Annotated in this window: 25 protein-coding genes and 1 tRNA gene; 11 read left to right on the forward strand and 15 right to left on the reverse strand. The window is 55.7% G+C overall.

Annotated features, from left to right (window positions below):
- Window positions 1-27 precede the first annotated feature (27 nt).
- From SynBIOSE41_RS08660 to SynBIOSE41_RS08670, 3 genes are read left to right on the forward strand one after another with little or no spacing between them, the layout of a single operon-like run.
- A complete protein-coding gene (locus tag SynBIOSE41_RS08660) occupies window positions 28-807 on the forward strand; it encodes an HAD-IA family hydrolase (protein WP_370594210.1) in 780 nt (259 codons plus the stop codon).
- Window positions 804-1,142 carry a DUF565 domain-containing protein gene (locus SynBIOSE41_RS08665; RefSeq protein WP_186540585.1) on the forward strand — a complete coding sequence of 113 codons (339 nt, stop codon included), beginning with the start codon at window positions 804-806 and terminating at the stop codon, window positions 1,140-1,142. Before SynBIOSE41_RS08660 ends, SynBIOSE41_RS08665 begins: the two co-directional genes overlap by 4 nt.
- Window positions 1,143-1,158: 16 nt before the next feature.
- The gene (locus SynBIOSE41_RS08670) at window positions 1,159-2,118 is read left to right on the forward strand and encodes a kinase (protein WP_186540587.1); all 960 of its coding nucleotides are present in this window, start codon (window positions 1,159-1,161) and stop codon (window positions 2,116-2,118) included.
- Here the strand turns inward: SynBIOSE41_RS08670 and rpmF are convergent.
- Window positions 2,082-2,258: a 50S ribosomal protein L32 gene (gene rpmF / locus SynBIOSE41_RS08675; protein ID WP_066907424.1), complete on the reverse strand. Its 177-nt coding sequence runs from the start codon at window positions 2,256-2,258 to the stop codon at window positions 2,082-2,084. The two genes, SynBIOSE41_RS08670 and rpmF, sit on opposite strands and share 37 nt — an antisense overlap.
- Before the next feature lie 87 nt (window positions 2,259-2,345).
- Between rpmF and ftsH the strand changes: the two genes are divergently transcribed.
- Window positions 2,346-4,208: an ATP-dependent zinc metalloprotease FtsH gene (gene ftsH, locus SynBIOSE41_RS08680; protein ID WP_186540589.1), complete on the forward strand. Its 1,863-nt coding sequence runs from the start codon at window positions 2,346-2,348 to the stop codon at window positions 4,206-4,208.
- Window positions 4,205-7,015 (forward strand): UPF0182 family protein, encoded by a 2,811-nt coding sequence (locus SynBIOSE41_RS08685; protein WP_255476013.1) that lies wholly within the window; start codon window positions 4,205-4,207, stop codon window positions 7,013-7,015. The genes ftsH and SynBIOSE41_RS08685 overlap by 4 nt, the downstream gene beginning before the upstream one ends.
- A gap of 57 nt (window positions 7,016-7,072) precedes the next feature.
- Here SynBIOSE41_RS08685 and SynBIOSE41_RS08690 read toward each other — a convergent pair whose 3' ends face one another.
- Entirely contained in the window at window positions 7,073-7,666 is a 594-nt protein-coding gene (locus SynBIOSE41_RS08690) for a peroxiredoxin (RefSeq protein ID WP_186540590.1), read from the reverse strand.
- Window positions 7,667-7,818: 152 nt separating this feature from the next.
- On the opposite strand from SynBIOSE41_RS08690, the gene SynBIOSE41_RS08695 reads away from it, so the two are divergent.
- On the forward strand, window positions 7,819-8,115 hold the full coding sequence (locus tag SynBIOSE41_RS08695) for a hypothetical protein (RefSeq protein ID WP_066907430.1): 297 nt from the start codon (window positions 7,819-7,821) through the stop codon (window positions 8,113-8,115).
- Window positions 8,116-8,166: 51 nt separating this feature from the next.
- A tRNA-Met gene (locus tag SynBIOSE41_RS08700) sits at window positions 8,167-8,240 on the forward strand.
- Between the two features lie 116 nt (window positions 8,241-8,356).
- Here SynBIOSE41_RS08700 and SynBIOSE41_RS08705 read toward each other — a convergent pair.
- The 6 genes from SynBIOSE41_RS08705 to SynBIOSE41_RS08730 form a co-directional block, all read right to left on the reverse strand.
- The gene (locus SynBIOSE41_RS08705; protein WP_186540591.1) at window positions 8,357-9,349 is read right to left on the reverse strand and encodes a M23 family metallopeptidase; all 993 of its coding nucleotides are present in this window, start codon (window positions 9,347-9,349) and stop codon (window positions 8,357-8,359) included.
- 108 nt (window positions 9,350-9,457) lie between these two features.
- On the reverse strand, window positions 9,458-9,970 hold the full coding sequence (locus SynBIOSE41_RS08710) for a tRNA (cytidine(34)-2'-O)-methyltransferase (protein WP_255476014.1): 513 nt from the start codon (window positions 9,968-9,970) through the stop codon (window positions 9,458-9,460).
- A complete protein-coding gene (gene cobU / locus SynBIOSE41_RS08715; protein ID WP_186540592.1) occupies window positions 9,949-10,500 on the reverse strand; it encodes a bifunctional adenosylcobinamide kinase/adenosylcobinamide-phosphate guanylyltransferase in 552 nt (183 codons plus the stop codon). The genes SynBIOSE41_RS08710 and cobU overlap by 22 nt, the downstream gene beginning before the upstream one ends.
- Window positions 10,493-11,641, reverse strand: a complete 1,149-nt coding sequence (gene pxcA / locus SynBIOSE41_RS08720) for a proton extrusion protein PcxA (RefSeq protein ID WP_186540593.1) — start codon at window positions 11,639-11,641, stop codon at window positions 10,493-10,495. Before pxcA ends, cobU begins: the two co-directional genes overlap by 8 nt.
- Before the next feature lie 7 nt (window positions 11,642-11,648).
- Window positions 11,649-12,338, reverse strand: coding sequence for a photosystem II repair protein Psb32 (gene psb32, locus SynBIOSE41_RS08725; protein WP_370594213.1), 690 nt, complete (start codon window positions 12,336-12,338; stop codon window positions 11,649-11,651).
- Between the two features lie 19 nt (window positions 12,339-12,357).
- Window positions 12,358-12,765: a tellurite resistance TerB family protein gene (locus tag SynBIOSE41_RS08730; protein WP_066907755.1), complete on the reverse strand. Its 408-nt coding sequence runs from the start codon at window positions 12,763-12,765 to the stop codon at window positions 12,358-12,360.
- A gap of 67 nt (window positions 12,766-12,832) precedes the next feature.
- On the opposite strand from SynBIOSE41_RS08730, the gene SynBIOSE41_RS08735 reads away from it, so the two are divergent.
- Window positions 12,833-13,498, forward strand: a complete 666-nt coding sequence (locus SynBIOSE41_RS08735; RefSeq protein WP_186541021.1) for a cofactor assembly of complex C subunit B — start codon at window positions 12,833-12,835, stop codon at window positions 13,496-13,498.
- Here the strand turns inward: SynBIOSE41_RS08735 and lptC are convergent.
- The gene (lptC, locus tag SynBIOSE41_RS08740) at window positions 13,428-14,615 is read right to left on the reverse strand and encodes an LPS export ABC transporter periplasmic protein LptC (RefSeq protein ID WP_186540594.1); all 1,188 of its coding nucleotides are present in this window, start codon (window positions 14,613-14,615) and stop codon (window positions 13,428-13,430) included. The two genes, SynBIOSE41_RS08735 and lptC, sit on opposite strands and share 71 nt — an antisense overlap.
- A complete protein-coding gene (gene metG / locus SynBIOSE41_RS08745; RefSeq protein ID WP_186541022.1) occupies window positions 14,615-16,159 on the reverse strand; it encodes a methionine--tRNA ligase in 1,545 nt (514 codons plus the stop codon). The genes lptC and metG overlap by 1 nt, the downstream gene beginning before the upstream one ends.
- A gap of 188 nt (window positions 16,160-16,347) precedes the next feature.
- Between metG and SynBIOSE41_RS08750 the strand changes: the two genes are divergently transcribed.
- Window positions 16,348-18,114 (forward strand): FAD-dependent oxidoreductase, encoded by a 1,767-nt coding sequence (locus tag SynBIOSE41_RS08750; RefSeq protein ID WP_186540595.1) that lies wholly within the window; start codon window positions 16,348-16,350, stop codon window positions 18,112-18,114.
- Here the strand turns inward: SynBIOSE41_RS08750 and SynBIOSE41_RS18350 are convergent, their stop codons facing one another.
- The 4 genes from SynBIOSE41_RS18350 to rpmG form a co-directional block, all read right to left on the reverse strand.
- Window positions 18,115-18,384 (reverse strand): hypothetical protein, encoded by a 270-nt coding sequence (locus SynBIOSE41_RS18350; protein WP_370594214.1) that lies wholly within the window; start codon window positions 18,382-18,384, stop codon window positions 18,115-18,117. It lies immediately after the preceding gene.
- Entirely contained in the window at window positions 18,369-20,084 is a 1,716-nt protein-coding gene (locus SynBIOSE41_RS08755) for a ribonuclease catalytic domain-containing protein (RefSeq protein WP_370594215.1), read from the reverse strand. The genes SynBIOSE41_RS18350 and SynBIOSE41_RS08755 overlap by 16 nt, the downstream gene beginning before the upstream one ends.
- A 72-nt stretch (window positions 20,085-20,156) precedes the next feature.
- The gene (gene rpsR, locus SynBIOSE41_RS08760) at window positions 20,157-20,378 is read right to left on the reverse strand and encodes a 30S ribosomal protein S18 (RefSeq protein WP_006041316.1); all 222 of its coding nucleotides are present in this window, start codon (window positions 20,376-20,378) and stop codon (window positions 20,157-20,159) included.
- Window positions 20,379-20,416: 38 nt separating this feature from the next.
- On the reverse strand, window positions 20,417-20,617 hold the full coding sequence (rpmG, locus tag SynBIOSE41_RS08765) for a 50S ribosomal protein L33 (RefSeq protein ID WP_066907761.1): 201 nt from the start codon (window positions 20,615-20,617) through the stop codon (window positions 20,417-20,419).
- Window positions 20,618-20,745: 128 nt separating this feature from the next.
- Between rpmG and pheT the strand changes: the two genes are divergently transcribed.
- On the forward strand, window positions 20,746-23,202 hold the full coding sequence (gene pheT / locus SynBIOSE41_RS08770) for a phenylalanine--tRNA ligase subunit beta (RefSeq protein ID WP_186540596.1): 2,457 nt from the start codon (window positions 20,746-20,748) through the stop codon (window positions 23,200-23,202).
- Here the strand turns inward: pheT and rlmD are convergent.
- Complete coding sequence (gene rlmD, locus SynBIOSE41_RS08775) at window positions 23,120-24,571, reverse strand: 23S rRNA (uracil(1939)-C(5))-methyltransferase RlmD (RefSeq protein ID WP_186540597.1); 1,452 nt, start codon at window positions 24,569-24,571, stop codon at window positions 23,120-23,122. The genes pheT and rlmD overlap by 83 nt on opposite strands.
- 80 nt (window positions 24,572-24,651) lie before the next feature.
- Between rlmD and SynBIOSE41_RS08780 the strand changes: the two genes are divergently transcribed.
- Window positions 24,652-25,146: an allophycocyanin subunit alpha-B gene (locus SynBIOSE41_RS08780; RefSeq protein WP_066907466.1), complete on the forward strand. Its 495-nt coding sequence runs from the start codon at window positions 24,652-24,654 to the stop codon at window positions 25,144-25,146.
- Window positions 25,147-25,759 lie beyond the last annotated feature (613 nt).

Consider the following 25,759-nt stretch of genomic DNA (forward strand, 5'->3'; position numbering starts at 1 on the left):
TCGCCTCAAAAGCGATCGGTCAAGCTGGTGCACGATCGGATCACCGACATGACCCGTTTGCAGGCTGTTTTCTGGGATGTGGATGGAACACTTGCTGACACCGAGCTGAATGGCCATCGCCAGGCGTTCAATCAGGCTTTTGCAGACTGTGGCCTCAGCTGGAACTGGAATGAGCAGCTCTATTCCGAATTGCTGAGCATTCCTGGAGGACGACAGCGGATGCAGTCCTACGCGCAGCGATTGGGAGACACGCTTGATGCTGAATTACTGGAACGATTACGTCGATCAAAACAACAGCACTATCTCAAGGTCGTTTCTTCCGGAGCCATCACTCTGCGACCAGGTGTCAGTCGACTTCTGCATGAACTCAACCGAGCCGATGTACAGCAGTGGATTGTGACCAGCAGTGGAGAAGCATCGGTTCTTGCATTACTCGAGTCTTTTTCAGGTGAGCTCACCGGAATGTTTGAGGGAACGGTCACTGCCGATGACGTGGACAGGCACAAACCGCATCCTGACCCATATCAACTGGCGCTTGATCTCAGTGGATCAGATCGTGCCTCTGTTGTGGTTTTTGAGGATTCAACCCCTGGACTGCAGTCAGCCCGTGCAGCCGGTCTGTGCTGTGTCCTGACCCCATCCCCATGGGACAGAGAGCTTGAAAACAGCCAGCAGCATGCTTCAGCCGTGATCGATCAGCTCGGAGAGGATGAGCAAAAGGCAAGAATCTTCAGTGGACCCCCTTGTGCAGAAGGTCTGATCACGCTGGAGTATCTGGAGTTGCTGCTTTCGGCCACCTCGCGATGACCCTTCAGGCCACTCGCTACGAGCAGTTGCAGCGGCGCACCGGCAGGCTATTGAACCAGACCCTGATTGGCCCGTGGAGACGGCGCAGTGTCGGGGTTCTCGCTTTGCTGTTCGGCTTCATCATCGGCAGCAACGTGACGATGATCTGGTTTCAGAGGTCCGGTCAGAACCGTCCTGTAGCGGTGCTGGCGATGGTGCTCATCATTGAACTGATCGTGCGCCTGCGCAGCAAAGTGCGTCCCGGACCGTGGCCACTCCCCTGGCTAGCCCTCGACAATTTGCGCATCGGCACGGTCTATGCCGTTGTGCTTGAGGCTTACAAACTTGGATCCTGATCGCCAAAGCGATTCCATGCCCCAGCGGGTCCCTGACGGTCTGCTGCCTTTGCTTGCAAACCTCGATTGGTTCAATGTTGAGGACTGGTGGGATCGATGGGAGCGCGTCGGCGGCCTCAACCTGGCCAGAGATCAATGGTCGGTGCCAGTTGTTGATGGCTGGGTTGCCTTCGTTGGTCTTCCATTGCTGAGCCGAGTTGAGTCGGCTGTGAATTGTGGAGAGCGTGTGATCCTTGGTGTCAGCGCCCTGCCTGGTTGCGGCAAGTCAACCCTGTGCAGCTGGGTTAAATCAGCGTCTCAACAACTGGGTTGGCCGGTGGAACATCTTTCACTTGATGATTTCTACTGGCCCGCGGAGCTGCTGGACAAAAGGATGCAAGGCAATCCCTGGTCTGTGCCGAGAGCTCTTCCGGGCAGTCACGACATTGATGGTCTGCTGCAATCGCTTGATGAGTGGAAAACAAACGGGCAGATCACCGCTCCACGCTTTGACAAATCACTTCGCAATGGCCGGGGAGATCGATACGGAAGCAGCAGTTCACGACCACAAGTGGTGCTGATGGAAGGTTGGTTTCTGGGGGTCTCCCCGCTCCCCTCGATTGAAACCGAAATCCTTGAAGCATTATCAGAACAGGAGCTTTCTTGGCGGTCCAGAGCCGTTTCCTTACTCGCTGACTATCAGGAGATCTGGGCGTTCCTTGATGACCTCTGGCATTTGCGAGCTGTTCGTAGCGACCTGTCCTCTCGCTGGAAGCAGCAGCAACTGGTCACTCTGGAGCAGCAAAGCGGTGTGGGCTACCGCACGAGCGACCTATCAGACTTCAACCGCATGGTGCTTGCCGTATTGCCACCGAGTTGGTTACGCAACCTTCGCCTGAGCAGTGCTGTGATGGATCTCACGGAATCACGCGACGTGCGTGAGATCCATGTGCTGAACACTCAGCTTTCAGCCTCGTCCTCTTCAGCAACGGGATAGACGAAGCCCTGAGCACGGCCACTCAGCACAGACTTGCCAATGGAGAGAGCACGCTGAGCCGCAGTGGCAGCCTTGGCCTTCCAGACAGCATGACGCTGGTTGCGCTTGCTTTTTGAGGTTTTCTTCTTCGGGACGGCCATCGCGGGCGGTTCACTGCCAAACAGCCATGATCCACTTCGAAGAGGCCACTCGTCAAATCGCTAGTCTTTGTGCAACGCATCAGCGGTGTGAGTTCAGAGCAGCCGACCCAGTCAGAACAGGGAACTCCAGCGCCCAAGTCCAAGCCTGAGGAGCAACAGAAGAATCCGTTCGCCCTTTTTCAAAGGCAACCGGAGGTGAGCTACAGCACCCTGCTGAAAGAAATTTCCTCCGGCTCCATCAAGGAACTGGTCCTGGTACCTGGTCGCCGTCAGGTGATCGTCACCTATCCCGATGGCAAGCAAATCACAGTTCCGGTACTGGCGAATGATCAGCAGATCCTCAGAGTCGCCGAAGCATCGGGTACACCACTGAATGTCAAGGATGTCCGTCAGGAACAGGCACTGGCCGGACTCGCTGGCAATCTCGCCCTAATCGTTCTGATCGTTGTCGGGCTGTCATTGCTGTTGCGACGTTCTGCCCAGGCTGCCAACAAGGCGATGGGGTTCGGACGTAGCCAGGCAAGAACCAGCCCTCAGGACGAAATCACAGTTCGCTTTGAAGATGTCGCCGGGATCGGTGAGGCCAAGGAAGAGCTGCAGGAGGTCGTCACTTTCTTGAAACAGCCGGAGACCTTTATCAAGCTTGGAGCCCGGATACCTCGCGGTGTGCTGTTGATCGGTCCACCCGGCACCGGCAAGACTCTTCTTGCCAAGGCGATCGCGGGTGAAGCAGGTGTTCCATTTTTCTCCATTGCAGCCTCTGAATTCGTTGAATTGTTCGTAGGGGTCGGGGCCAGCAGGGTGAGGGACCTGTTCCGAAAAGCCAAGGAGAAAGCTCCTTGCATCGTGTTCATCGATGAAATTGACGCTGTCGGTCGCCAGAGAGGAGCTGGGATTGGCGGCGGAAACGATGAACGCGAACAAACCCTGAATCAGTTGCTGACCGAAATGGATGGATTCGCCGACAACTCCGGGGTCATCCTTCTTGCAGCGACAAACCGTCCTGATGTTCTGGACACAGCACTCATGCGGCCAGGACGGTTCGACCGACGGATTCAGGTAGGCCTTCCCGATCGCCGCGGTCGGGAATCGATACTCGCTGTGCATGCAAGAACACGTCCGTTGTCAGACGAGGTTTCGCTCGCTGACTGGGCTTGCAGAACCCCTGGTTTTTCAGGCGCCGATCTGGCGAATCTTCTCAACGAGGCAGCCATTCTCACGGCTCGTCATCAGGCGTCCTTCCTCGGTAACAGAGAACTTGAGGAGGCACTGGAGCGCATCACCATGGGCCTGACTGCCGCCCCACTCCAGGACGGAGCAAAGAAGCGTTTGATTGCTTATCACGAAATCGGCCATGCCCTGGTGGCTGCGCTGACTCCCTATGCCGACCCGGTCGACAAAGTCACTCTCTTGCCCCGCAGTGGGGGTGTTGGAGGGTTCACCCGTTTCTTCCCTGACGAGGAAATCATTGACTCCGGTCTCGTGACCCGCGCCTATCTGAGAGCACGACTGGTGATGGCCCTGGGGGGTCGTGCAGCGGAGATTGTCGTTTTCGGAGACTCTGAGGTGACACAGGGCGCCAGCGGCGATCTCCAGATGGTGTCCCAGCTTGCGAGGGAGATGGTGACGCGTTTCGGATTCTCTGATCTGGGCCCCGTTGCTCTTGAAGGTCAGGACCAGGAAGTCTTCCTTGGACGGGACCTGGTCAACACCAGGCAGTCCTATGCCGAAAGCACCGGTCGGGAAATTGATCGCCGAGTGCGTGCGCTGGCACAAGAAGCACTGCATCAGGCCATTGATCTGCTCCAGTCGAGGCGGCAGCTGATGGATCGTCTTGTTGAGGCACTGATTGAGGAGGAGACCCTGCATTCCGATCGTTTTCACGTTCTGGCAGGTATCGACGTACCCAGCAGGAGCTCTAGCCTGGATCAGTTGCCGGCTGGGGCTTGAGCCTGCTCAAACGGGGCCTTCCCTTCCTATTGCGTCGATCAGGGGTATGGCTGCTGCTGGCGTTTCCCGCTTTCTGGCTGTTCGCCAGACTTCAGGTTGAGTGGTCGTGGTTCTCCCAGTTCGGGCATGAAGGGATCTACCTCCAGCGACTGGGCTTTCAGGTTCTTGGTGCTGGGTTAGCACTGTTGCTGGTGCTGCTCACCGCCTGGTGGCGACACCGATGGATGCGGGCCTATGTCCCCACACCACGTGGAGAGATCCCAGCGCTGCGAGGGGGCGTCTATTCCCTTTCATTGCTCGCCTGCCTCTCAATCCTTCTCAGCGTTCTTGCCATCACGACACGGCTGGCTTGGCTGGCATGGAAGCAACCTTTTCTGCTGGCCCACTGGTGGAGTGTTCCATTTCAGCCGGAATGGACCGTTCTCATCATCAGCATTCTGCTGATCCTGCTGATCACGATTGGCCTTGGACGCAGGCGACGAATCAACCTTGCCTTCCTTTATGGAAGCCTCTGCATCTGTGTTGTGGCAGGTCGGAGCTGGGGCCTCTGGGCACTGGCTATCACGATTCCTGATGCAGGCTCGACGGATCCACTGCTGGGCGCAGATCTCAGTTTCGGATTAGGTCGCTTTTCAGCAATCGCGCTGGTCCTTGAGCTGTTGTTGCTGCAGATCCTGCTGACGTTGAGCACGTCGGCCTGGAGTCGCCTGACCCGGCCCCCCTGCCTGAGTGACTGGGGCTTTCCAGGCTGGAACACCCAGGAACGTGCATTGCTGCGTCCTGTACTGGCACTGCTGCTGCTGGTGCTAGCTGCACTCACATGGCTTGTGCGTCATCAACTGCTCTGGACCCAGAGCGGATTGGTTGCCGGTGCTGGCTGGCTTGATATCCATTTGAGGCTGCCTCTGCGGCAGTGTGTTGCACTTCTGCTGGTGCTGATGGCCGGGACCTTTGTGCCATGGCCGGGAGAAAGACAATTCCCTCGACGACGGCTGAGAACAGCACTGTTCACTCTTGCTTTGATCGCCGTCCTCGCGGAACTGCTGCTTTCGCCGATTGTTCAGTGGATCGTGGTCCGCCCTAAAGAACTGCAACTCGAAACTCCCTACATCAGTCGCTCAATTTCAGCCACACGTCAGGCCTATCAACTGGATTCCATCAAAGCCCGGGGCAGCACGCCAACTCAGGAGATCAGTGAGCAGGATCTGGTCAAAGGAGCAAGCACGCTGCAAAACATCAGGCTCTGGGACAGCCAACCGATGCTGGACACCAATCGTCAGCTGCAACAACTGAGGGTTTACTACCAATTCGCGAATGCATCCGTTGATCGATATCCGCTCCATGAAGAAATCAATGAAAACCAACAGGTGATCATTTCAGCGCGCGAATTGGATCAGGCTGCACTTCCAAAGCGTTCGCGAACCTGGCAGAACCGTCATTTTGTTTTCACTCATGGTTTTGGCTTCACACTGAATCCTGTCAATACACGTGAACCTGATGGTCTCCCCGCTTACTTCATCAGCGACCTGGGACAATCCACACAAATTCAAGGAAATGAGTCGCTGGGTATTAGCAAGGAAGATGTTGAGCGTGAAGTACCGATAGGCCGAGCCGCTCTTTACTTTGGAGCCCTGCATTCCCCCTACGCAGTAGCACCCACACTCATCGAGGAATTTGATTACCCCGAGGGTGATGACAACACCTACAACCATTACTCAGGGTCAGCTGGTGTCTCGCTTGAACATCAGTGGCAGAGGATTACCGCCGCGACTTACCTTGGTGATCCCCGCTTTCTAAACACAGGAGCTCTGACCACTGAGTCTCGATTGCTTCTGAGGCGCGATGTCAAAGAAAGAGTCAGAACGCTTGCACCATTTCTTGATCTGATGGGAGATCCTTATCTTGTATCCGTTCCCATCGATGATGCTCCCAGTGGCTATCAGCAAAGTCAGCACCAATACTGGATTGTTGATGGATTTACATCATCAAGAACAGTTCCCTATGCAGCAAAGCTTCCTGACGGTCGACCTTTGCGGTATCTCCGCAATTCTGTGAAGGCGGTTGTTGATGCCTATAACGGCACAGTTCATCTTTACATCAATGAACCGAATGATCCGATCATTCAAGCTTGGGGCAACGTTTTCCCATCACTATTTGAATCCTTGCAAGAGATGCCTGCCAACCTGAAACGACACTTGATGGTCCCTAAGGCACAGTTTGAATTGCAAGTTCAGCAACTGCTGCGTTACCACGTTACTAATCCTCGAATTTTTTACAGCGGGGATGATGTCTGGCAAGTACCGATGGAGTTGTACGGAAAGAATCAGGTTCCCGTAGCTCCCTACCGCATCACCGCACAGATCAAACAAAGTCCAAGTTCAGAGTTTCTTTTACTTCAACCGCTCACTCCACTCGCACGTCCCAATCTTTCAGCCTGGTTGGCGGCACGTAATGATGGTGAGCATTATGGAGAGCTTGTTCTGCTGCGATTCCCCAGCGATGTTCCAATTTTTGGCCCTGAACAGGTCCAAGCACTGATCAATCAAAATCCTGAAATCAGTCAGCAGTTCGCTCTCTGGGATCGGGCAGGCTCACAGGTTGTGCAAGGAAATTTACTTGTCGTACCTGTGGGTGATTCGCTTTTGTATGTGGAACCGATTTATCTTCGAGCTCGGCAGGGGGGGCTGCCGACATTGACAAGAATCGTGGTCAGCGATGGACGTCGCGTCGCAATGGCAGCTGATCTGGACAATGGTTTGACGACACTCCTCAACAAACGAAGACAGGAAACAAAGGAAACGCCATAAAAAAAGGTCCGCTGCAGGCGAAGCGGACCTAGAAGACAGCCAAGGAGGTTGGGCGACTCAGTTGATCGCAGCGAAAAACTCTTTGCTGCCAACGGGGTCAGGCTTCATGGTCTTTTCACCTGGAGTCCAGTTTGCAGGGCAAACCTCATCTGGATTTGACTGCACGTACTGGAAGGCCTGCAGAACGCGCAGGGTTTCATCGACGTTTCGCCCAACAGGAAGATTATTAATGGTTGAGTGCATGATCACACCCTCGGGATCAATGATGAATAATCCACGCAGTGCAACACCTTCCTCTTCATCGAGCACGTTGTAGGAAGTGGCAATCTCTTTCTTAAGATCGGCCACAAGGGGATAGTTGATATCACCAAGACCACCCTGGTTTCGTGGGCTCTGGATCCATGCCAGATGGCTGAACTGACTGTCTACAGAAACACCCAGAACTTCGGTGTTTTTGGAGGAGAAATCTGAGTAGCGATCACTGAATGCGGTAATTTCAGTGGGACAAACAAAGGTGAAATCCAGCGGATAAAAGAACAGCACGACGTATTTACCGCGATACTGCTCGAGGCTAATTTCCTTGAACTCCTGGTCAACCACTGCTGTAGCAGTGAAATCGGGAGCCTTTTGGCCCACGCGCAGCGAAGACATGTTGGTGATGCGAGGTTTGGCAAGGAAGTGAACAGGCCTAGGTCGTAGTCGTTCCGACTTCCAATTGCTCGCGACAAGTTATCACGGCTGACCTGAAGACTGCGGGACAACAGGGCTTCTGTCTGAGCATGTCCCACTCTTATTATCGACGGATGATTCACTCCTCCATGAGCTGGGATCCAGCGCTTCTCCGAAAATTCAGCAGCACCGGTCATTTCCGACTGCTGAATCAGGTACGAAGTGAGCTGAGCAGCCAACCGCTCGAACGTGATCCGAACACAAGGGCACTGCTGCTCAAAGCTCGACCGCACCGTGGCCAACCAGTGAGACAACAACGGCGTCCTAATGCGATTCCCGAGGGCCATGTCGCTTTGACTGATGATGTGGCAACAGCGCAGTCATCTCCCAAATCCTTCAGAGAACGTCTCAACGCCATCGAGATGCGCTAGCTCTTCAGGACATCCCAAGATGTATGATGGTCAGTGGCCTGATGGCCTTTCGTCAGAGTAGCTCAGCTGGTTAGAGCACAGGATTCATAACCCTGAGGTCGAGAGTTCAAGTCTCTCCTCTGACATTTATTTCCAAAAACAATATATAAAGCAATTAATTATTGTCTAGATAATAATATTTATTTTCAATATATATGTCTTAGAAGCTGACCCTTTGAACTAACCAGATGTGTCAGTGCAATCAGACACGGCGTGCAGGAAGCATGGCCATTGGATCAAGGGCGGCACCACCTGGACGACGAATCTCGAAATGAAGATGAGGGCCTGTACTACGACCAGTGCTTCCCATCAAGGAAATACGGGAGCCCTGGGGGACCATCTGACCTTTTCTGACCAGTAGACGACTGTTGTGGGCGTAGCGTGTGGAGGAACCGTCTGCGTGGGACATCTCAACGAGATAGCCATAACCACTGCTCCAACCTGCATACGCAATCACACCGTCCTTGGCCGCCAGAATCGGAGTGCCGACATTGTTGGCGATGTCGATGCCCTTGTGCATCCGACCCCATCGCCATCCGTAACCGGAGGTGAAAACACCTTTTGTCGGCCAGATGAAGGACTGAGAAGCGTGAAAGTCATCCGATCCTGAGAAGCCAGGAAGATCGGGCCAGCTCGCACCGCCTGATCTCAAAGGACGTATTCCCAGCAAAGGACGTGCTTTGGCAACCCTGACCTTGCTTCCGGTGACCAACATCCTGGAAAGCTGAACACCAGGGTTGAGATCCTTCAATTGCTGAAGAGTGATGCCATGGTCCCTGACAAACGAAGACAAGGACTGATCTGACTTGATCTCAACCACATCTTTCGGAGTTGGTGGAGAACTCAAAGGAGCGGTGGTGCGCAGTGAACCAGGAACAAATCGGGATGAATCAGCGACATCACCACGACTGGCTTCAGGTAGAACCAGCCAGCTGCCTTCCTTGAGGATGGCCCCGGCTGACTGTTCATTCAGTTCTGATAGCTCTTTCAAAGAGAGATCAAGCTCTCTGGAAATCACACTGAGATCGCTGTCTGCTGCAAGCTCGACCCAGATCAGAGAGGTGACATTGGGCAATGCAGAGAGGAGCTGCTGCGGGGTGTAGTGGTCGGAATCGGCATACCCTGAAAGCTGTGAAACCGCGAACAGCGCACTGCTGGAAGTAATCGCGGTAACAGCTAAGAAAAGGGGCTTCATTCAGGCATGCTTGAGGATGATTCCCGATGGAGCCGCCACAGCCCGGGATTCGGCTGAAAGTAGCGAGCGGAACACGTCCCCGCAAGGGCTTTCGTGGCAGATCTCCAATTACCACAACTGAAGCTGCCATCCGGCGTGATAACTGACGATTCCGCAGGCGACGGACAGGTTCAGACTGCGAACACCTCCGCGACCATCATCAGCCGCGCTGCATGGCATCGGAATGGTGAGAATTTGATCGCACTGCGTCCTGATCGGATCAGGCAGTCCGATGTCTTCGCGTCCGAACAACAGAACATCACCCTGCTGAAAACGCATGGTCTGAAGGGTCTGCCCACCGCGACGGCTGCAACCAATCAAGCGTGAAGGCTTAGGAAGACTGCTCAGAAACTGATCGAAATCCTGATGGACGGAGAGATCAACAAAGGGCCAGTAGTCCAGCCCAGCTCGCTTGAGATGACGGTCATCAATCGAAAATCCGAGTGGCTCGATCAGGGCAAGAGGTAAGCCGAATGCTGCACAAGTCCGCGCGATGCTGCCAGTGTTGGGTGGAATCCTGGGTTCAAACAGAGCAACCCTCAATGGTGTGGGAGCCAAAATCATTCCTGGGGCAGCGGACATCCAAGTGCATGAAGGTCAAGAGCCCTTCCCTGGACAACGAGCCAACTTGCTGAGGCAATGGTGTCCAGCTGTTGAGCGAGTTGACCTTGACGATCACGAAATCGTCCACCGATGGCCGTTGCTGGCACCACTCCCCAGCCTGTCTCCTCAATCACCAGAACCACGGGTCTTTGTCGCTGCTGAAGGCTTTTGATCAGATCGGCTTCAAGTTGCGCCCAGTCATTGGGAGACGCTTCAAGATGCCACGCCGTAAAAGCTCCCAGAGCATCGACCAAGACGGTGTGATTGGTTGGAATCGTGTCCAGAGCCAACGACAGATCGGCTCCACTTTCAATCACCTCCCAGTGCGGGGGACGCCGATCACGATGCAGCCGTATTCGTTGCTGCCATCCACTGTCATCAGGACGTGAATCGGATGTCGCGATGTAGCTGACAGGACTGTATTGAGCAACCAGATGTTCGGCCCAGCGACTCTTGCCACCTCGGCTGGGACCGCAGACAAGGACTAGTCCATCTAAAGGCTTAACCACCGCCGTTCATACCGCGCAAGGTGGCCACAGAGGACGGGCTGACACGATTGAGATAACGGAAGATCCAATACTTGAAAATGGTGGCAAGAATCACTGGGAACGTGGCAATGAAGAGAAGGATGAAGTTCTCTCTTGCTGGGAAGCCGAAGTGATTGGCGATTCCATCCAAGAGAACGGTCCATCCCTCAGGACTGTGGAAGCCGACAAAAATATCGGTGAACAGAATGATGGCGAAAGCCTTGGCTGAATCACTGAGTCCGTAGACAGCTTCATCAAAGAATCCACGCAGCACTCTCAGTTCTTCGCGACTGAACAGACACACCACAACGAATGCCACCGTTGCAGCAAGATCCGCCAAGACGTTTTTCACTGCATGGGTGCTTTCCGAGTCAGCCTCTTCTTTTAATTCCTCGGCTTTAGCAGAGAGTTTCTGCTGAAGTTCCTCCTGAGTGGGAATGGAATCACCGCGCAGAAGTGCATCAAATTCAATCTCAGCCTTGAAAACCCTCAGTTTTTCAACGGCCTGTTCCTCGAGTTGAGGCTTTGGATAGCTCAGGAAAGGAAGATCTGGGGCGAAGTGATCAACAGCTGGACTGATGATGTAAGTGCGGCTGACCTGTTGGACCAACAACGGCACAAGAATCAGCAGGAGCAACACCTTCAGGGAAATCAGAGTTGAATCCCTGCGACGTCGGAAACCTGCCACCAGCGTTGCTTCCGCTGCAGGATTGAGCTGACGACGCAATGTGTCAAAGATGCCTAGCAGGGAGCGTGGCAGAGGATCAGGGGCTCGACTGATCGTTGGCGCTGACGCTGAACGTCTGGGGTTGTAGCGGTTGACAACGCTTTCAATAAGTTGAAGCTGACGAAGCTCTTGAGTATCAAACTGTGATCGTTGATACTCAAGTTTATCGAGTGATGAGCGACAGACGTTAATGGCGGCCCTGAACTTACGAAGGATCGTGGCCTGAACAGTTGCTGGAACGGAGAGCTCAAGATCTGGACGAATTGGGCGGTCGCCGTAGTATTCAAGTTCGAGACTTTGAATCAGAAGCGCGGCTTCGTAACCACGATCCAGTTCTGAGTTCACATTGAAAGATTTGGTTCCGCCGAAGGTCCCAAGCCAGTTACGTCCTGCCATCGTGTCGTTAGCTGGAGAAAATCCACCAGGTCGCCATTGGTACTATGGTGCCGACGACAAGAAGAACGACAACCCATGTGAAGGCGTTGCTGCTTTCAGTCTCCTCAGCGGTTGGGATATTCGTAGGGTTGGCGACGCGTTCAAGCTGCACTGGTGGACCAGGGTCCTCTCCCCCGTTGAGGACAACTTCGATTCGGCTGATCCCGTCAAGGGTTGCCTGTCGAAAGCGATCCCCATCGCGTAGGGGCTGACTCATGGTGGTCCGCCCTGTACTGCGCAACAGGGACTCTGGTAATTGTTCAAGCAACTCCTTGGCCGCAACCACTGTCGCCTGCTTGCTCTGAGTTTCCTCGAGGAAGAACAGCAATGGGCGGTCAGTCAGGTTGGACTCCTCCCCCCAGCGATCAAGAAGTTCGTCTCCAAAACCGGAAAGACTGAGTCCATAGTCGAGTCGTCGCAATGTCACCAAACGGGCATCGACGTGGAACTGATTCAAGTCCTGCAAACGCGTGCTGATCTCATTCCTGGTGGCTCTGCTCAGCACATCCGCTGAATCCAACACAACTTCATCGGGCAGAGCCGGCGGAAAATCCTGAGCAGACACTGCCAGCGCCGCTGGGACCGCAAGCAAAAGACAGAACAGAGCAGACAGAATCCCTCCGACGAGGTGGTTCAGACGCTTCATAGTCATGGGCATTGAGGCTGCCAGTCTGCCTTCAGGTGGAAAGGCTGTCTCGATGTAAGGCCGTGATGGCCTCCATCACGGCAACAGCACGGCCGTCAGGAAGCGACAGACGCTCACAGAGTTGGTTGAGGAACAACTGTTCTGCAGGAGAAACATCCCTATCGGCATGCGTGAGCTGTACCGCCACAGCCAATGCCGTCTCCTGCTGGATAGGAGTCAGTGCTGGCAGTGCCTCAGTCACCAGCTGGTTCACCCCCTGTTCGCGGAGTGTGACCAGGAGTCGATCGAACAGGGCACCCATCTCCTGTTCCGTTCGATCTTTGTAGGGAGTGCGGTACTCCAGTGATCGTCGCAGCGCATGGGCTTCCTCACGACCCAGGGTGCCGTCGCATGCCACCGCAGCGAGTGCGATTGAGGCAAAAGCTTCTGCGTCCGTCATCACCACTGGTCAGTGCTGCCCCATTTGAGCAAGAGTGAGCTCTTCTGACCGCAGGACTCTCGAGACCATGCCAGGCTCCGCGCGACTCTGCCTGATCTCCGGACTGCTGGTGCTGGGTCTTGCCATCTTCAACGCTGTAACTGCAGGGACGTTCACGCCCGCCTTGCAGCGAGCAGAAGTGCTGTCCGGGATGGCGGCGGTTGGTTTGATGCTTGTTGCGGTGCTCTGGACTAGGGCTGTCCCACGCAATCCCAAGGCAGTCAACCTTGAAGGCGAACAGGGTCTGGAAATCACCGCAGGACTCCCCGAAAGCCTGCGCACTGAACTGGCCTGGGGGAGCCACCAGTTTCTGACGGCAACTTCGGCCGCCACGATCCTGGTGAACTGGGACGAGACGGTCCTGCTCAGACGAGGTCTGATCACCAAGGATCCATTTTCTCCAGGTGAAATCTGTCGACGCAGTACTGAGCGACAGGCCCTGGTGTCCCTGGTCAGAACCGCGCTATACCCTGGTCGTCAGGAATTTGATGCTGTTCTGCCAGGTCTGCCGGCGGTGATGGTTCAACCACTTGGACAGCGTGGCTGGATTGTGCTCGGTGGCTGGTCAGAGCGATGCTTCACCCGCTCCGATGAACGATGGCTGGCGGGTTGGGCAGAACGACTCAGAACTCAACTGGAGCTGATTTCCGTGGACGGGGACTCTCATCCTCAGACTGATCTGAAGGGAATCTGACCTGGGATTCCACCTTTCCTCCTGGAGCGGTAAAGGTGATCCTGCCTTTTTCACCAACCTGACCCGCCAGCTTGCTGGCGCGGGTCAGCTGGTCATTGGCGTCACGTTTTAACAGCACATTCCCTTCCGCAAGGACCTCCTCAGTCCCCCAGTTCCAGCGACAGGTGGTCGCATCGAGCGCTTCTCCGGGCTGTTCAATCCTGCAATCACCATTGATCAGAACCGTGTTGTCATTCAACTCAGCCTGAAACGCTTTGCCAAAGATCCTGGTGCGATCCAGTTCCGCTTCGAAGGGTTGATCGCTGCGCACAATCTGAGTTCGGAAATTCCAGGTGGTGTCCTGAGCCTTGAGAATCCCTTTCTGGCGAGGCATCTGAACAATGACTGGAGCCATCACCATCAGATCACCAACTTGCGTGTTGCCCTGAAGACTCATGCCCTGAAGCTGCTCAAGCACCGTTCCTTCCTGGTCACGACGCTGTGCCAGAACAGGGCCTTCGGCATTCAACAGGCCGGAATCAAGATTCCACTGAGCGAGGCCGGTTCTGAGTGTTGTATCCGGCTTGGATGGATCGGAGTCTTCGGACCAACGCTCAAGCCTGACGACACCCTTGAGAGTCAGGTCGTTGGTGGTCTGGAGAAGCTGCGCTTCACTGGCACTGATCCGGGACTGCTTGTCCGTCGCTCTCGGACGCTGCTCGATGAGCAGGATCCCCTGCTGCGGACGCCAACGCAGACGGTCTCCCTGAATCAGAAGATTGGAACCGTTGAGTTGCTGCAGCCTGACATCACCTTCAAGCAGGATCTGTTCGCCATCGTTGACGACGAGGGCCAGATCCGACTGCACCCTGAATGATGGTTTTCCCTTCCTGTAGAGAACACCAACAGGCTGGCGGGCCCGAACGAGACGACGATTGAGCTCATAACGAGCTTCAGGACTGTTCAGACTCCAGTCCATCAACCCTTGCTTGGTCTTCTGTTCGAGTTTCAGCGATCGAAACACGAAGGGTGGCGACTGAACCGTTGATGTGGGTTTCTCACTGACACAACCTGTCAGGAGCAACAGGGTGATCAGCAGACCACCCCTCAGGTGACCGAAGGCTTTGGTCAAGGTCATCAGAGTGGTGATTCGAGCTCGAGCCTCTGCATCACAGGTTCCGGTTGAGGCAATGGCGAGCCGGGAACCAGACTCCCCCAGTTCAGATGCTCCTTCCACGATCCAGAAATCGGGCAGAGACCCAGCTGGGCGAGGATACGTTCACTGAGATCAGGCACGATCGGCTGCAGAAGAATGCCCACAATCCGGGAACATTCCAGAACGGCATAAAGATCTTCACCAACCTGCACCTCCTGACCTGGTTGCTTCATCTGACTCCAGGGAGCCTGTTCGTTGAGGAAGCCATTGGTTTCGATTGCCAACTGAAGCACCGCTTCAGCAGCTTTTTGGAAGTTGAGCTCCAGCATCGACATCCGAACCTGCTGAATCGTCAGCTCTGCTTTGCCGCGAAGAGCATGGTCTTCGCGAATACTCATATCCACAGGAGGCAAAGCATTCTCAAACCACTTCCTGGACATCGATGAGGTGCGGTTGAGCAGATTCCCGATCGTGTTGGCGAGATCGTTGTTGACCAGATCCACAAACCGTTGCTGCTGGAAATCACCGTCATCACCGAACTGGATGTCGCGAAGGAGATACCAACGCACTGCATCAGTACCGCAGCGCTGAAGCAACAGTTCAGGGTCCAGCACATTGCCAAGGGATTTGCCCATTTTCTGACCTTCGCGAGTCAGGAATCCATGGCCGAAAACGCTCTTGGGCAAGGGCAAACCTGCCGACATCAGCATCGCTGGCCAGTACACGGCATGAAAACGCAGGATGTCCTTGCCGATCACGTGAACGCTCACCGGCCAGCCGGCACTGCTGAGACGATCCAGATCCACTGGACCTCCATCATCCAGCAGAGCTGTCAGATAGCCGAGCAGCGCGTCAAACCAGACGTAAAAGGTATGACCGGAGTGACCAGGGACCGGCAGCCCATGGGAGACATTCACCCGTGAGATTGAGAAATCACGCAGGCCACCGGCCACAAAATTTTCAACCTCTTTCCGGCGACTTGCCGGAGCAATGAATCCGGGCGTTGAGATCAGTGACTCGATTGGCTTTTGAAACTTTGAGAGACAGAAGAAGAGGTTCTCTTCGTCGCGCCATTCAAGAGGCTTGCGGTGAGTCGGACAACATGGAGAGTCAGCATCAGCAGGGTCGTCCTTGAATTCCTCGCAGTCGACGCAGTACCAACCCTCCTGATGGCCGCTACGGATGTGACCTGAGGCTTCACAGCGATTGAAAAACTCCTGAACTAAGGGCAGGTGACGCTCGCTTGTGGTTCGCACAAAACGGTCATTGCTGATCTCCCACCGTGACCAGAGATCGATGTATTCCTGGCTGATCAGATCACAGTGGTCCTGAGGGCTGATCTTGCGCGCCTCAGCCGTGCGCTGGATCTTCTGACCATGCTCATCCACCCCGGTGACAAACAGAACCTGTTGTCCCTCAAGGCGCTGGAAACGAGCCAAGGCGTCACAGGCAATGGTCGTGTAGGTACTGCCGAGATGGGGCTTGGCATTGACGTAGTAGAGCGGGGTTGTGAGGCTGTAAGTCATCGCTTCGGCGCTCTCCTTTGGCCCCTGGCTCTGGGGCTGGATCTTAACGACCCTCTTTCCAGGTCCCTGATCGAGCGATCCCGCTGCCTGGCGCATGCGACTGGATGAGATCTGATCGAGCTGCATGCTTCTCAATCAAACAATCTGCAGACTGAGGGCACCTTCCTCATACGGGAACGGAAAGGACCATGACCGTCAGCATTGATTCGGTGGATGTGTTGGTCTGGGGAGGGGGAACTGGCGGCACGGCAGCAGCGATTCAGGCAGCCCGTGGCGGTGCCTCCACACTTCTGCTCACCCCGGGGGTATGGCTGGGCGGAATGGTCAGTGCAGCGGGTGTGTGCTGTCCTGATGGCAACGAACTGAGCCAATGGCAGACAGGGCTTTGGGGAGCTTTTCTGCGTGAACTGGAACAAAGTGAACCGGAAGGACTGGACCACAACTGGGTGAGCTGTTTCGGCTACCGACCACTGACGGCGGAGTCGATCCTTCAGAACTGGCTGCATCAGGAGTCCAGATTGCTTTGGTGGCCTGATTGCCAGCTCCTGAGCGTTGAGCGTGCAGGCTCTCTGATCACCGGCTTGCGCATTGAGGTGGATGGAGAAATCCGCGGGGTGACGTGCCGCGTTGCCATCGATGGCAGCGATCGAGGAGATTTGCTGCCTTTGGCGAATGCACCGTTCCGTTTCGGCTGGGAAGCCAAGGAACACTGGCAGGAACCCAGTGCACCATCTCGGCAACGCCTGAGCACAGATCCCTTTTTCAGAGATCAACCCGTGCAGTCACCCACCTGGGTGGTGATGGGACAGCTGCAGAGCGATCAGCTTCACGATCCGCGACTTCAAGGTGATCAACCGATTGGATCACAACTACCCGATCCTTTTCGCGGGGCCTCTGACACATTCGGACTGGAAAAAACCATCACCTACGGCCGCTTGCCATCAGGACTGGTGATGCTCAATTGGCCATTGCACGGCAATGACTGGCACCGAGGACTGGAGCGAGCATTTCTTGCTGATCCAGACCAGGAGGCTGCACTGTTCAGCGAGATGCAGAACCATAGTCTCTGCTTCGCTGATGAGTTGCGCAAAGCCACTGATGGATGGCTGCAGCTTGGCCAGGCCTTTCCCAGCAGTGCTGCAAGCCCTGCGCCCTGGATTGCTGCCATGCCTTACTGGCGCGAGGGCCGGCGGGTGGTTGGTCGCACCACCGTGATTGAGCAGGATCTGCTCCCCTTGACTGAGGGCGTTTGCTGGCCTGGTCCACCTCTCAATGACAGTGGAATTTTGCAGTCAATTGCGGTGGGCAATTATGCCAATGACCATCACTACCCAGGCGATGACTGGCCATTGGCTCCCAAAAGTTGCCGTTGGGGCGGTCGCTGGACAGGGACACCCTTCTGCATCCCTTTCGGAGCCCTGCTGAGTGATGCAATCGACAATCTGCTGATGGCGGATAAGGCTTTCAGCACAAGTCACATGGCCAATGGCGCCACCAGGTTGCAACCGTTGATCATGAACATTGGTCAGGCTGCAGGAGCCGCTTCCGCTCTCGCCTTGGAATCAAACCTGCAACCTTCTGAACTGCCGGTGCGCAGCCTGCAGAATCGACTGATCGGAGACGACAGGGCACCAGCCGCAGTCGCACCACTCTGGGATACACCCTGGCATCACAGCCAATGGTTGGAGCGGCAGAGAGCAGCCCTCGATCGCAGGCCTTTGGCAGCAGCCCTTCCCGAGACATTGGACTCAGGCAGATCAGTGCACGCCATGGTCAGTCCAGACGGTGAGGGTGCCTACAGAATCCAACTCCAGGACGCTGAGTCCTGCCAGTTGATCACGCTGGAACCCGCCGTCAACGCAAGGCTTCAGATGCTCGAAAAGCCGACAAGCGTCATGGTTCAAGGCAGCCACAACCCCTGGGGAGGATGGTTTAGGACCTCCTCAATGCGCTGATCAACGAGCCAAGGCAAGCAGTCTGAGTTGATCACACTGTGAATCGACTTGATCGACTCTCAGCAAAAGAGCGTCTCCAGGCAGCGATCCCGCAGGGCACTCAGCGGCAACATCCATGGCCAGTTCATCAAGACGAACCAATCCCAGCCGGTCCTGAGGTCTCAGCCAGCGCAGGAAATCCACAGGCCATTGATGGCTCTGATGACGCTCGAACCAGACCTGTTGCCAATGACGCTGATCTTCCCTGGCGATCGTCAGACCTTCACGCACAGCTGAATCAAAGTGTTGATCAGGTCCTGCATCAACTCCTCGCTCAGTGGGCTTTCAGCGTTGATCACAGCAGCAATCTGGCGTTGCACAACAAGATCGCCGTAGCGCCGGATCGGCGAGGTGGCCTGGGCATAGGCATTGAGGCCAAGGCTGAAATGAGCTGAGGGTTGAGTTCCCATCAGACCTCGGCTCAGGCAACGCTTGATGGCAGCAAATCGAACGGCACCATCTGGTAGCCGCTCAAGCTCAGTTGCCGAGGGAAGCTCGGCGGGAAGCTGACTGCGATAGGGCAAAGCCAGATTGTGAGTCGATCCGAATCGGGCTGCAACGGCACCAGCGAGGATCATGGCTTCAGCCACCATCGTCCTGGAGGCACCCGGCTCCGTGACCTGCACGGACAGCTCACCATCACGACAACGGATACGACCTTCCGGCAAGTCCATCTGCAGCGCGCCCTGATTGGTCCGCCAACGACGTCGCCGCTCCAGCAGCTTGTGAAGATCAGCTAGATCCGCCTCTTCAGGTGGAGCAAAATCAATCAGCTCATCGGCATCGTCATAGGTCAGGCGGTATCTGGGGGTGACCCAGCTGCGCAGGATCCCGAAATCGCTGATCTCACCGTTCTGATCGAGATCCACCCAGGTGCTCCAGGCAGCGTTGCGTCGACCTGTTCTGAGACTGAAGGGCCCGGTAGAGAGCTCGGCCGGGAACATTGGAAGATTCCCCCTCGACAGATAAAGACTGCTGCCACGGCGTCGAGCCTCAAGATCCAAGGGTGAACCCTCGGGGATCAATCGACCTGGATCGGCGATATGGATCCAGAGACGTTCGGATCCGTCTCGACGACGCTCCAGAGCGATGGCATCGTCAATGTCTCTCGTCTCAACATCATCAATGGTGACGCAGGCCTGAGCTGTGAGGTCAAGTCTGTTCTCGTCTCCCGGAAGCTGCGCATCACTGTTCTCGACAAGCTGCCTGGCTTCAAGCAGCAGAAGCTCACTGAATCCGTCGCTCCAGGGTGTGCCAGCGATCGATGCCAATTGATGTTCGTCCCACTGTCCGAGCTGAATCAGCAGATGCCGGAGCTCCCTGGGATTGGCTTCAATTCGAGCGGTTTGGAGTGACTGCAACAGCTGAGCGTCGAGCTGGATCGCTTCAGCACCTTCACCGACCAGCTGTTGCAGAGACTTGATCCACTGCTGGTGCACACAATCAAGCGTGTCGAGCACCAATGGTTGAGGCGCTTTCAAGAGTTGCAGCCATTGCTTGCTTCGCCGCTCAGCTTTGGCCTGCACCCGGCGTTCAGCGCGTCGGCTGCGGATCTCGGAAGCGGGCCTTGCTTGTACAGCACCCTGCTTCCAGCGGAAAAAATCCTGGTCTGCATGCAAAGCCAGCCAACAGGCAGCTTTGTTCACGGCAGCATCGATACCGCAGGCCAACTCGGCAAATCCAGCAAGATCAACCGTCTCGCCTGACTCCAGGATCAGGACCCATGCTTCGCCCCAATCGCGACAGCTGGGACTGGATTGATCAAGATCCTGCTGGCTGAATGTCCATGGAAAAGCCCCCAGCCGAGCTGACGGATCAACGTCGCCAGGCAGGGGGTGAATCAAATCGATGGTCCGAGCTGGAACAACCTGTTCCTTGCCTCGATAACCAACACTTAAACGACGTTTACTTCCCTGAACGGCAAGTACCACCGCAAGTTGGGATGATTTGAGGTCGCTGATGCCGACCAGATCTCCCGGTTTGCAATCAACAGTGGCCAGGAATCAACCCTCGGGGTTCACGAAAGGCAGTAAAGCCACGATCCTTGCGCGCTTGACAGCATTCGTGAGATCACGTTGCTGCTTTGCGGTGAGGCCAGTGAGACGGCGAGGCAGGATCTTGCCGCGCTCTGTGATGAATTTCTTCAGCAGATCCACATCCTTGTAATCGATGGGATCGCCGGGCTTGATTGGAGAAAGGCGCTTCTTGAAGAAGGAGCTGGACATGAATCAGAAACGATTGGAAAACTGGATGAACAGCAGACTCACTTGATCTCTTTGTGGAGAGTCATCTTGTTGAGTTGCGGGCAGAACTTCATCAGTTCCAGCCTTTCAGTGGTATTCCGACGATTTTTCTCGGTCGTGTAGCGAGACACACCGGGAGAACGCTTTTCGGAAGCGGGAACGGACCGGCATTCGGTGCACTCAATGGTGACAACGATCCGGACGCCCTTGTTCTTGGCCATAAAGGACGTAGCGCCGCAGTTGCGAAGCGAAATGACGAACAATCACTTTACAGGTCAACCTCATCCCACTCCAAGCGTCCGGCTGCGATTGCGAGTTCGTAGGATCACGCGCTGACTTCAAGCTCCCGATGCGGGTTTCTCTGTCCTGGCTGCAGGATCTGGTGCAGGTGAATGAGCCCGCAGATCAACTGGGTGAACGATTGTCGATGGCTGGTTTTGAAGTGGAGGAGCTGGAGGATCTCTCACTGCTTGCCCAGGGTGTCGTTGTTGGTGAAGTCGTGGCCTGCGATAAGCATCCCAATGCCGACAAGCTCAGTGTCTGCAAGGTGAATGTGGGTGCTGACCAGACCCTGCAGATCGTCTGCGGAGCCAAGAATGTGCGTGCAGGCATTCATGTTCCCGTTGCCATGGTCGGGGCCGTTCTTCCTGCCGTGAACCTCACGATCAAAGCAGGAGAACTGCGTGGTGTGAGCAGCGAGGGAATGATCTGCTCGCTGTCAGAACTGGGCCAAAGCAGCGATGTGGATGGGATCGCCATCCTTGAGGATCTTCTCCCTGGCTTGCCATCTCCGGGAGAACCCGTGGCGCCATCCCTGGGTCTCAACGACAGCGTTCTCGAACTCGCCATCACAGCCAACCGTCCTGATGGTCTTTCGATGACAGGCATTGCCAGGGAAGTGGCTGCGCTCACAGGAGCAGCGCTTTCTCTGCCCGAGGCAGCCGCTCCATCAGAGACCCAAACGTTGGCAACCGATCAGCAATCTTCAGCTGCCATGCAGGCCGGTGGCCTTTACGGCCTGACTGAAGTCAGGGGCATCGATGGCTCATCACGCTCACCGCAATGGTTGCAGCAACGGCTGACCCGTGCCGGAGTGAATCCTGTGAACGCCGTGGTCGACATCACCAATCTTGTAATGCTTGAACAGGGCCAACCTCTGCATGCCTTCGATGCAGATGCACTGGAGTCACTCTGCGGAACAGCGATCAATGCAGCGGATTTTGGTCTGCGGCAGGCACGTGAACGGGAGTCGTTCACTGGGCTGGACGGACGCGAGATCGAGCTCGATCCCCGTGTTCAAGTGGTGACCTGCCGGGATCGTGCCGTCGCCGTGGCCGGTGTGATCGGCAGTACCGAAAGCGGCGTCACCGATAGCACTCGCACAATCTGGCTGGAATCAGCCCTGTTCACTCCAGCCTCCGTACGCAACGGCAGTCGAGCCACAGGACAGCGCACCGATGCCAGCAGTCGTTACGAGAAAGGTTTACCCAGGGAAATCACCCTGATCGCAGCAGGCCGCGCTCTGTCTCTCTTCAGGGAAATGCTTGATGCTGAGGTCGGCGAAACCTGGGTTTGTTCATCAGAACAGGCAGAAGATCCGGTCGTAACCCTGCGTCGCCATGCACTTCATCGACTGCTTGGACCACTCGACTCCACGGACAGCAGTGCTCTGCCTGAGTCGCTTGCTGATGCTCAGGTCGAGGCCTGTCTCGCAGCTCTCGGTTGCGATCTCTCTCGCTGTGCCGAAGGATGGAAGGTGGTCGTTCCCCCATCGAGGCGAATGGACCTGTTGCGTGAGGTTGACCTGATCGAGGAGGTGGCACGACTGGTGGGATTTGATCGCTTCCAGTCCCATCTCCCAAACCCGCTCCAGCCCGGTCAGCTGACGCTCATCCAGCAGGCGGAACGACGCTTGCGTCAGCGTCTGAGCGCCTCAGGACTTCAGGAAATCACCACGTTGTCTCTTACCGGGGCGGATGAAGCCGATCCCACGCGCATTGCTATCAGCAACCCTCTGTTGACGGAGACCAGTCATCTGAGGACCGCTCTCTGGAAGGAGCATCTTCAGGTTTGTCAGCGCAACCTTCAGGCCTCACAGCCCGGTTGCTGGGTGTTCGAGATCGGGCATGTGTTCAGTTCAGATGGCGCAACGATCGATCAAGAAGCTCGGCTTTCGGGGGTGATCTGTGGGGAACGTCGCCTTTCGCGATGGCAGACCAGCGGCAAGCCACAACCTCTCAGCTACTACGAAGCCAGGGGTTTACTCACCACGGTTCTGAATGCATTCGGAATCGAGTCCCAGGATCGTCGGCTCAGCGATGATGAACGTCTTCATCCAGGCCGGGCCGCATCTGTGCTGGTTGAGGGTCGCCCTCTTGGCAGCTTCGGCCAGTTGCACCCTGCTCTGTGTGAAAGCCATGAGCTACCAGCTGAGACCTATCTCTTTGATCTTGAACTGACACGCCTTCTGGAGGCAGCCACCCGCAGCACTCGCTGGAGTCCGCAGTTCAAGGCCTATTCCACCCTGCCTTCGTCGGAAAGAGATCTGGCCATGGTTGTTCCGCGCAGCCTGGCGGCAGGTGATCTTTTGCAGGCCATCCGCAAAGCCGGCAAACCACTGTTGGAGTCGGTCGAATTGATCGATCGTTTTGAAGGCGGACAGCTCGACTCCGATCAGTGCAGTCAGGCGTTCCGCCTGCGCTATCGCGGCAAAGACAGCACACTCACCGACGACATGATTCAGCCTGTGCATGAGAAGGTGCGCAAGGCACTGGTCGAGCAGTTTCAGGTGCAGTTGCGCAGTTGAATCTCGACATCAACACAAGACATTCCAGGTGGGAGGTCTGAGGAAAGAAATCCATCGGCTGAACGCGCTCAATCCGATAAGGACCTGACTCTCCCGCCAGATGTTTGAGATCTCTCGCCAGAGTTGCAGGATCACAACTCAGATACACAAGTCGCTGTGGTGGATGGTTGACGATCATGGCCAGGACGGTGGGCTCCAGACCCTTGCGAGGTGGATCAACCACCAGAGCATCGTGCATCGGCAAAAGAGCGTGCAGATGCCGAGCCACATCGCCATCCAGAAATTGTGTCGTGTTGAGCCTGTTGCGTGCTGCATTGCGCCCGGCATGGCGCACGGATGCAGAGCTGATTTCCAGTCCGGTGACACTGTGGCCAGCAGCCGCAAGCGGTAAAGCAATCGTGCCGATGCCGCAGTAGGCATCAATCACGCGTTGATGCGCCTGCGCGCGGCTGAGCCAGTCGCGGATCTGCTCCACCACCCGTTCTGCACGAGGTGTGTTGACCTGAAAAAAGGTGGTGGTTCCCAGCTCAAGAGACAGAGCACAAAATCGCTCCTCGATCGCATCCTGACCTTGAAGGCAAATGGTCTGCTCCCCGAACACAGCATTGCTGCGTTTCGGTTGCAGATTGAGCGTCACACCCTTCAGCTGGGGCCAGCGACGCATCCACACTGCGCTCAACGCCTCAACGCCTTCCAGCGACCGGGTGGCGGAAATCAAAGTGATCAGCACTTCACCGGTTCGCACGCCGATTCGCAATCCCAGGTGGCGAAGACCAGGCTCACCCTGGAGATCTGAATCCATCGGCCAGCGGGTTGATTCCAGATCCTTTTTGATCGGAGCAATCAAGGCATCCAGTCGAGGATCCAGAACTGGGCAGTGGTTGAGATTGACGATGCGATGACTGCCACGCTTGTAGTAACCAAGACGCACCTTCAGCCCATCACGACGGACTGGAATCAATGCCCGGTTTCTGTACCCCAGTGATTCCCGATCGGGACTCACCAGGGCGTTGACATCAGGATCCAGCTGGCCGATGCGAGTCAGCGTGTTGGTCAGTCGCTCCTGCTTCCAGGTGTTCTGTGCCTCGACCGAAAGATGCTGCAGGGAACAACCACCGCAGTCTCGGGCAAGAATGCACGGAGGTCGACGAGCATGGGGAGATGAGGAGATGATTTCCACTCTTCGGGCCAGCCACATCCGCCTCTGACGTTGCTGGACTTTGACCTTGGCCTCTTCTCCTGGCAGCAGCTCGGGGACAGCGATCACCCAGCCATTCCAGCGGGCCAGGCCACGCCCCTGCTGATCAAGATCCTCTCCAACAACATCAATGGTCTGTCCCGGATGCAGTGTTTCATTCATCGCTGTCATTGCAATGGCGTAACACCCCTCAGTTCCAACCCATGGCTGGGGTTCATGCCCCTTAAACTGTTTCCAGCATGCCAGCCGTCATGAGCGTTGTAAGGGATCTGATCCTCCAGGCGGATGACGATCTGCGTTACCCGAGCAGTGGTGAACTCCGCTCGATGGTCGAGTACCTCAGTCAGGGTGCCGTACGTCTTGCGGTAGTCCGGATCCTCACGGACAGCGAAAAAAAGATTGTTGATGAATCGGCTCGGCAGCTGTTCGGCCTTCGACCTGAATATGTCGCCCCTGGTGGAAATGCCTATGGGCAGAAGCAACGGGCTCAGTGCCTGCGTGACTACAGCTGGTATCTGAGGCTGGTCACCTATGGGGTTCTTGCAGGCAGCACCGAAATGATCGAACAGATCGGCCTGATCGGTGCCCGCGAGATGTACAACAGCCTCGGTGTTCCCATGCCTGGAATGGTGGATGCCATGCGTTGCATGAGAGAGGCCTCGCTGGTTCTTCTCTCGGAAGAACAACAGAAAATTGCAGGTCCATACTTCGATTATCTGATCAAAGGAATGCAGACCAGCACCTGATTGATTCGCGGTCTGGACCATTGCCTACCCAAACCTGCCGACCCCTCAGCTGTCCAGACATTTGTCTCACATAAGATGCATGCCTGGACTCATGTCGTCTCTTAATTGAGACTCGCAACTTTGCTATGTGGCTGTTTGCGCCGGCCTCTCATCAGGTTTTTCCCAAGATTTACTTGTCGCACATAGGACTAAAAACGAGTCTTGAACTGGTTTCATTCAAGGCAAGTGAGACTGCTGAGCGTTTGATGGCAGGAGCCGGCTGGTTGAGCTTGCCCGTCGAGCATGTCCGGTCGCATGAAGCGAGACCAAGGCATCCTGGCCGTGTCCAAAAATCATTGCGTCACTGTGTCAACAGCAGAGACGCAAGCACCGAAAACGTAGCCCTGACTGGCCTTAAGCGTCACCAGATCATTCTCTGGACAGGCTTAACGGCGCACTGGACATCACTGCATTCATTCAAACTCTGCTGATTTGGCGGAGATCATCAAAACTTCGACGCATCGGATCCAACCAGGAAACACAGCAGGAGTGCAAATAAAACGATGGGAAAAATTGATCTTGATAGAAACTGCTGATCAGTTTCCTGCTGAAACCTGGCATCAAAGAAATCGCA

This window comes from Synechococcus sp. BIOS-E4-1, assembly GCF_014279995.1.
Classification (GTDB): domain Bacteria; phylum Cyanobacteriota; class Cyanobacteriia; order PCC-6307; family Cyanobiaceae; genus Synechococcus_C.

Coding starts and splice junctions, on each gene's coding strand:
- SynBIOSE41_RS08665 (WP_186540585.1), top strand. CDS start 804: ATGACCCTTCAGGCCACTCGCTACGAGCAGTTGCAGCGGCGCACCGGC.
- SynBIOSE41_RS08670 (WP_186540587.1), top strand. CDS start 1,159: ATGCCCCAGCGGGTCCCTGACGGTCTGCTGCCTTTGCTTGCAAACCTC.
- rpmF (WP_066907424.1), bottom strand. CDS start 2,258: ATGGCCGTCCCGAAGAAGAAAACCTCAAAAAGCAAGCGCAACCAGCGT.
- SynBIOSE41_RS08690 (WP_186540590.1), bottom strand. CDS start 7,666: ATGTCTTCGCTGCGCGTGGGCCAAAAGGCTCCCGATTTCACTGCTACA.
- SynBIOSE41_RS08695 (WP_066907430.1), top strand. CDS start 7,819: ATGATTCACTCCTCCATGAGCTGGGATCCAGCGCTTCTCCGAAAATTC.
- SynBIOSE41_RS08705 (WP_186540591.1), bottom strand. CDS start 9,349: ATGAAGCCCCTTTTCTTAGCTGTTACCGCGATTACTTCCAGCAGTGCG.
- SynBIOSE41_RS08710 (WP_255476014.1), bottom strand. CDS start 9,970: ATGTCCGCTGCCCCAGGAATGATTTTGGCTCCCACACCATTGAGGGTT.
- pxcA (WP_186540593.1), bottom strand. CDS start 11,641: ATGGCAGGACGTAACTGGCTTGGGACCTTCGGCGGAACCAAATCTTTC.
- psb32 (WP_370594213.1), bottom strand. CDS start 12,338: ATGCCCATGACTATGAAGCGTCTGAACCACCTCGTCGGAGGGATTCTG.
- SynBIOSE41_RS08730 (WP_066907755.1), bottom strand. CDS start 12,765: ATGACGGACGCAGAAGCTTTTGCCTCAATCGCACTCGCTGCGGTGGCA.
- SynBIOSE41_RS08735 (WP_186541021.1), top strand. CDS start 12,833: ATGCCAGGCTCCGCGCGACTCTGCCTGATCTCCGGACTGCTGGTGCTG.
- lptC (WP_186540594.1), bottom strand. CDS start 14,615: ATGACCTTGACCAAAGCCTTCGGTCACCTGAGGGGTGGTCTGCTGATC.
- metG (WP_186541022.1), bottom strand. CDS start 16,159: ATGACTTACAGCCTCACAACCCCGCTCTACTACGTCAATGCCAAGCCC.
- SynBIOSE41_RS08750 (WP_186540595.1), top strand. CDS start 16,348: ATGACCGTCAGCATTGATTCGGTGGATGTGTTGGTCTGGGGAGGGGGA.
- rpsR (WP_006041316.1), bottom strand. CDS start 20,378: ATGTCCAGCTCCTTCTTCAAGAAGCGCCTTTCTCCAATCAAGCCCGGC.
- rpmG (WP_066907761.1), bottom strand. CDS start 20,617: ATGGCCAAGAACAAGGGCGTCCGGATCGTTGTCACCATTGAGTGCACC.
- pheT (WP_186540596.1), top strand. CDS start 20,746: ATGCGGGTTTCTCTGTCCTGGCTGCAGGATCTGGTGCAGGTGAATGAG.
- rlmD (WP_186540597.1), bottom strand. CDS start 24,571: ATGACAGCGATGAATGAAACACTGCATCCGGGACAGACCATTGATGTT.
- SynBIOSE41_RS08780 (WP_066907466.1), top strand. CDS start 24,652: ATGAGCGTTGTAAGGGATCTGATCCTCCAGGCGGATGACGATCTGCGT.